The 204-nt window shown below is 79.4% G+C and carries 1 pseudogene; it reads left to right on the top strand.

From position 1 onward, the window contains the following. Positions 1-204: pseudogene (locus G3I42_RS32010) on the top strand (primosome assembly protein PriA); the annotation flags it as partial.

Raw genomic sequence — 204 nt, 5'->3', positions numbered from 1 at the left:
CTGCTCCTCGACGGCTGGGCGCAGCTCGCGCGGCCCGATCTGCGCGCCGAGGAGGAGGCGCTGCGCCGCTGGCTGGGCGCGGCGGCGCTGGTACGGGGACAGAGCGCGGGCGGCACCGTCGTGGTCGTCGCGGAGCCGGCCCTGCGGCCCGTGCAGGCCCTCGTCCGCTGGGACCCCGTGGGGCACGCGCTGCGCGAACTGGAG

It is taken from the genome of Streptomyces sp. SID11385 (genome assembly GCF_010548245.1).
Lineage (GTDB): Bacteria > Actinomycetota > Actinomycetes > Streptomycetales > Streptomycetaceae > Streptomyces.
This window is presented reverse-complemented; position numbering and strand designations above follow the sequence as displayed.